Source organism: Pseudomonas muyukensis, from assembly GCF_019139535.1.
Classification (GTDB): Bacteria; Pseudomonadota; Gammaproteobacteria; order Pseudomonadales; family Pseudomonadaceae; genus Aquipseudomonas; species Aquipseudomonas muyukensis.
This window is the reverse complement of record NZ_CP077073.1, coordinates 3,132,180-3,137,591: the sequence shown is the minus strand read 5'-3', so window position 1 is coordinate 3,137,591 and position 5,412 is coordinate 3,132,180. Positions and strand designations below refer to the sequence as shown.

Annotated in this window: 4 protein-coding genes; 1 reads left to right on the top strand and 3 read right to left on the bottom strand. The window is 68.6% G+C overall.

What is annotated here, in order from left to right; genetic code table 11:
• The first annotated feature begins 372 nt into the window (after nt 1–372).
• Entirely contained in the window at nt 373–1,473 is a 1,101-nt protein-coding gene (locus tag KSS95_RS14255) for a sigma-54 interaction domain-containing protein (protein WP_217847722.1), read from the top strand.
• Nucleotides 1,474–1,516: 43 nt separating this feature from the next.
• Here KSS95_RS14255 and KSS95_RS14250 read toward each other — a convergent pair whose 3' ends face one another.
• From KSS95_RS14250 to KSS95_RS14240, 3 genes are read right to left on the bottom strand one after another with little or no spacing between them, the layout of a single operon-like run.
• Nucleotides 1,517–3,166 (bottom strand): dipeptide ABC transporter ATP-binding protein, encoded by a 1,650-nt coding sequence (locus KSS95_RS14250; RefSeq protein WP_217847721.1) that lies wholly within the window; start codon nt 3,164–3,166, stop codon nt 1,517–1,519.
• Nucleotides 3,163–4,011, bottom strand: a complete 849-nt coding sequence (locus KSS95_RS14245; RefSeq protein ID WP_217847720.1) for an ABC transporter permease — start codon at nt 4,009–4,011, stop codon at nt 3,163–3,165. Before KSS95_RS14245 ends, KSS95_RS14250 begins: the two co-directional genes overlap by 4 nt.
• A gap of 51 nt (nt 4,012–4,062) precedes the next feature.
• On the bottom strand, nt 4,063–5,412 hold the full coding sequence (locus KSS95_RS14240; protein WP_217847719.1) for an LLM class flavin-dependent oxidoreductase: 1,350 nt from the start codon (nt 5,410–5,412) through the stop codon (nt 4,063–4,065).

Genomic DNA, 5,412 nt, shown 5'->3' with positions numbered 1-5,412 from the left:
CGGTAAGCATCCTGCTTTTGCCAATCGGAAATGCTCGGAACGCTAATGGATTGGGCGACAGACGGCTGACATGGGAAGGGGGGACAAAGCCTCTGGAGCTTGGCCGGGGCTGGCCGGACCGGGGCTGGCAGGTGTTTGCCACAGGTGTGCAAGCCCCCCGACAGCGCAGATGCCGGACAGCGTGCTATCAACAAATAGAATAAACATATCGTTTTTTATTCATTTTCAACCAACTCGAGCCCGTTTATAACCGCCCTACTGCGCAGCCGCCCACTCCCTCGCCAACTGTCCGCAGCGCAACACCCCAACCCTCGCCAAGACGATTGCACCCGCAAAGTCCCCGCCGCTTCTTTCTATTGCTGAGGACCGTTCATGCAGTTGCTGACCCTCCCGCCGTCACCGTCATTGGCTACCTCGATCAGGGCCAGCGCACAGGTCTTCGAAGACCCCAGGTCGCAGGCGCTGCTCGCCCACCTGCAACAGGTCGCCCCCAGCGAGGCCAGCGTCCTGATCATTGGCGAAACCGGCACCGGCAAGGAGCTGGTCGCGCGCCACATCCACAACCTCAGCGCCCGGCGCAACGGCCCGTTCATCGCGGTGAACTGCGGTGCATTCGCCGAGTCACTGGTCGAGGCCGAGCTGTTCGGCCATGACAAAGGCGCCTTCACCGGCGCCCTGACGGCCAAGGCCGGCTGGTTCGAAGAGGCCAACGGCGGCACGCTGTTCCTCGACGAGATCGGCGACCTGCCGCTGCCGATCCAGGTCAAGCTGCTGCGCGTGCTGCAGGAGCGCGAAGTGGTGCGCCTGGGCTCGCGCAAGAGCCTCCCGATCAATGTGCGGGTGCTGGCGGCGACCAACGTGCAGCTGGAGAAGGCGATCAATGCCGGGCATTTTCGCGAAGACCTGTTCTACCGCCTGAACGTGGTGAGCCTGCGCCTGCATCCGCTGCGCGAGCGCCCCGGCGACATCCTGCCGCTGGCCCGGCATTTCATCCGCAGCTACAGCGAACGCCTTGGCCATGGCCCGGTGGCGCTTGGCGCCGAGGCCCAGGCCAAGCTGGTCGACTACGCCTGGCCGGGGAATATTCGCGAGCTGGAAAACGTCATTCACCACAGCCTGCTGACCTGCGCCGACGGGGTGGTCCAGGCCCAGGACCTGCGCCTGTCCCACCTGCGCCTGGAGCGCCAGGCCGGCAGCAGCACCGGCAAAAGCGGGGAGGACCTGCTGCAACAGGCATTCAGCCGACTGTACGAGGAACAGCCAGGCGACCTGCACGAGAAGGTCGAGCATGCGCTGCTGCGCTCGGCCTATCACTTCTGCCATTACAACCAGGTGCATACCGCGCAGTTGCTGGGGCTGTCGCGCAACGTCACGCGCACGCGGCTGATCGCCATTGGCGAGCTGGTGGTGAACAAGCGCCGGGCAGCGGCACCCGCGCAGCTGGCCAACCGGGTGATGCGGCTATCGATTTGACCCCGGCTGGCGCCGCCTCGCCTGCAAGCGTGCCCCGTCACCGTCACAGCGCAAGCCGCCAGGCCCACGCCGGCCGCGCCGCTGGCAGGTGCGGCACGGCATCCAGCAATGCCCGGGTATAGGCGTGCCGCGGCTGGCCCAGCACCTGGCGCGCGGCGCCTTGCTCCACCACCCGGCCACCCTGCATCACCAGCACCTGGTCGCTGACCTGCTCGACCACCCCCAGGTCATGGGAAATGAACAGGCAAGCCAGGTTCAACTCGGCCTTGAGCTCGGCGAGCAGGGCCAGAATCCGCGCCTGCACCGACACATCCAGCGCCGACACCGGTTCATCCAGCACCAGCACCCGCGGTTTCATCGCCAGCGCCCGGGCAATCGCGATGCGCTGGCGTTGCCCACCCGACAATTCCAGCGGACGGCGGTCGAGCAGCCCCACCGGCAACTGCACCCGCTCCAGCAACGCAGCCGCCTCGGTACGCCGCAACCCACGCGGCACGCCGGCCTGGGCCAGCGCTTCGGCCAGCACCCGCAGCACGGTGTAGCGCGGGTCGAACGAGGCCAGCGGGTCCTGGAACACCACCTGAATGCCCTGCCGGGCCTGACGCTGCTGCGCGGCGGACAGCGCCAGCCAGTCCTGCCCGGCCAAGTGCACACTGCCCTGCTCCGCCCGCTCCAGCCCCAGCAGGATGCGGCCCAACGTGCTCTTGCCAGAGCCGGACTCACCGACCACGCCAAGGGTCTGCCCGGCACGCAACTGCAACGACACGTCGTTCAGCACCTGACGCGCCTGGCCGTCCGGCCCAACGAACGCCTTGTGCAGGCCACGCGCCTCCAGCACCACCGGTTGCTCGTCGACAACCGCCTCCACCAGCGCAAGCGCCGGGACCGACGGACGCTGAACATGCACCGCCCGCGCTGCGCTCAGCAGGCCTTGGGTGTAAGGCTCCTGCGGGTCCTGCAGGATCTGTTCGACCGTGCCCTGCTCCACCACCACGCCATGGCGCATCACCGCCACCCGGTCGGCCAGGCGCGCCACCACCGCCAGGTCGTGGCTGACCATCAGCAGGCTGTTGTCGCGGGCGCGCAGGTGCTCCAGCAGGTCGAGGATCTGCGCCTGCACCGTGGCGTCCAGCGCGGTGGTGGGCTCGTCGGCGATCAACAGGCGCGGCTGGCAGGCGATGGCCGAGGCGATCAGGGCGCGCTGGCGCAGGCCGCCGGACAACTGCCACGGGTATTGCCGGGCGCGAACTTCGGGCTCGGGCACGCCGACCTGGCGCAGCAGTTCGAGCACGCGCAAGCGACGCTGTTCAGCGGCCAGGTCGGTGTGCAACAGCAGCGGCTCTTCGATCTCGGCGCCAACCCTGCGCAGCGGGTCGAGCGAACCCAGCGCATCCTGCATGACGAAGCCGATGCGCCCACCGCGCAAGCGCTGCCAGTCCGTCTCGCCAAGCCGGCGCAGGTCCTGCCCGGCAAACGCCAGGCGCTGGGCCTGCACCTGGGCGCCGGCGCCGGTCAGGCCAACCAGGGTGCGTGCCGTCACGCTCTTGCCCGAGCCGGATTCGCCCACCAGTGCCAGGCACTGCCCGGCGTGCAGATGCAGGTCGACGCCGTGTACCACCGGCACGCCGTTGAAGCTTACGCGCAGGTCGCGGATGTCCACCAAGGGGGCTGGGTGCTGTTCGAAGATGCTCATGGGTTTCTGCCCTCGCTACGGCGCAGCCAGTCGCGGCCGATGACGGTGATGGAAATGACGGTCAGGGTGATCGCCAGCGCCGGCCAGGCCATCAGCCAGGGCGCGTTGGCCATGAAGTTGCGCGCCACGGCCATCATCGCGCCCCACTCGGGCGCGGGCGGTGGCGCGCCGAAGCCGAGGAAACTCAGCGCGGCGGCGGCGGTGATGGCGCCGCCCAGGCCGATGCAGGCCAGGATCAGCACCGGCTGCACGGCGTTGGGCAGCACGTGGGCCAGCAGCACCGCCGAGCGTCTGCGGCCCAGTGTGACGGCGGCCTCGACGAAGCCGGCGTGGCGGATGGTCAGGGCTTGGGCGCGGACCAGGCGAGCGTAGCGTGGTACAGAAGCGATGCCGACAGCGAGGATCAGGTTGCTGGTGCCTTGGCCGAACAGGGTGATGATGACCAGCGCCAGCAGCAGGTCGGGGAACGCCAGCAGCACATCGACGGCGCGCATCAGCAGGTTGTCCAGCCAGGCGGGGGCCAAGCCGGCGAGCAGGCCGAGCGAGGTGCCCAGGCCGAGGCCGACCAGGGTGGCGGCCAGGCCGATGTAGAGCGATGGGCGGGTGCCGTGGATCAGGCGGCTGAGGACGTCGCGGCCGTTTTCGTCGGTGCCGAGCCAGAAGGTGGCGTTGGGTGGGAGGTAGGCCAGGCGGGCGTCGGCGGCCAGGGGGTCGGTTGGCGAGAGCCCGTTGGGCAAGGCTACGGCCAGCAGGATCAGGGCCAGGATGAGCCAGGCCAGCGTGATGCCAGGGCGAAGCTGCCAGTTGCGGGTCAGGGTGGTGGGTGTCAGTGCAATCGCGTTCATGATTGTCCTTTTTTGGCGCCTTTGCCGGCCTCAGCGCGGATCAATCCGCTCCTACAGGGAATCGCGGTTTGCGCTACGCGCGGCGGCGAACTGGTTCACGGCCTTGGGCAAGCCCAGGTGCTCGCGCAGGGTGGTGCCGGTGTACGCGGTGCGGAAGAGTCCGCGCTTGTGCAGCAGCGGCACCACTTCCTCGACGAACACCCGCGCGCCCGACGGGAACATGTCGGGCATGATGTTGAAGCCATCCCCGGCCCCGGCCAGGAACCACTCGGCCAGGGTGTCGGCGACCTGCTCGGGTGTGCCGACCGCCAGGCGATGGCCGACCAGGATCCGCCGCGACAGTTGGCGAATGCTCAGGTTCTCGCTGCGTGCCAGGTTCAGCTGGGCTTGCAGAAACCCGTGCGAACCGCGCTCGAAATCCGCCACCGCGCCAATCCGATCCCAGGGCAACGGCGCGTCCGGGTCCAGCTCGCGAGCGTCGATGCCGATGCGCCCCGCCACCTGCTGCAACAGGCCATGCTCGCCCTGCCAGGCATTGAGCGCGTCGAAACGCGCATGGGCCTCGGCCTCGGTGCTGCCGATCACGGTCGACAGGCCGGGCATGATCTTCAGGTGCTGCGGGTCACGCCCCCAGGCCTTCGCACGTGCCTTCATCTCGCGGTAGAACGCCTGGCCGTCAGCCAGGGTGGTCTGGGTGGTGAAGATCGCGTCGGCATAGCGTGAGCCGAGGGCTTTGCCGCCTTCGGAGGAACCGGCCTGGACCAGCACCGGCCGGCCCTGGGGCGAGCGCGGCAGGTTCAGCGGGCCCTTGACCTGAAAGTGCTTGCCCTGGAAGTCCAGGGTGTGGACCTTGCGCGGGTCGGCGAAGCGGCCGCCGGCGCGGTCGCCGATGATCGCGTCGTCTTCCCAGCTGTCCCACAGCTTCAGGGTCACGTCGACGAACTCTTCGGCACGTCCGTAGCGGTCCAGGTGCAAGGGCGCGCCGGCCAGGCCGAAGTTCTGCGCCGCCGCGTCACCGGCATTGGTGACCAGGTTCCAGGCCGCCCGACCGCCGCTGATATGGTCCAGCGAAGCGATGCGCCGGGCCAGGTTGAACGGTTCGTTGTAGGTGCTGGAACAGGTGGCGATCACGCCGATGCGCTCGGTGGCGGCGGCCACGGCGGTGAGCAGCACGGTCGGTTCCAGGCGCCCGCCCGGTTGCGCGGACACATCCGGCGGCAGCGCCGGGCCGTCGGCGAGGAAGATCGCATCCAGGCAGCCGCGCTCGCAAATGCGCGCGATGTCGCGGTAGTAGTTGACGTCGATATAGGCATCGAGTGCCGCCTCGCCCTGGCGCCAGGCGCCGGCATGCGAGCCAAAGCCGAGGATGTTCATGCCCAGGCTCATCTGTTTGCTGCTCAT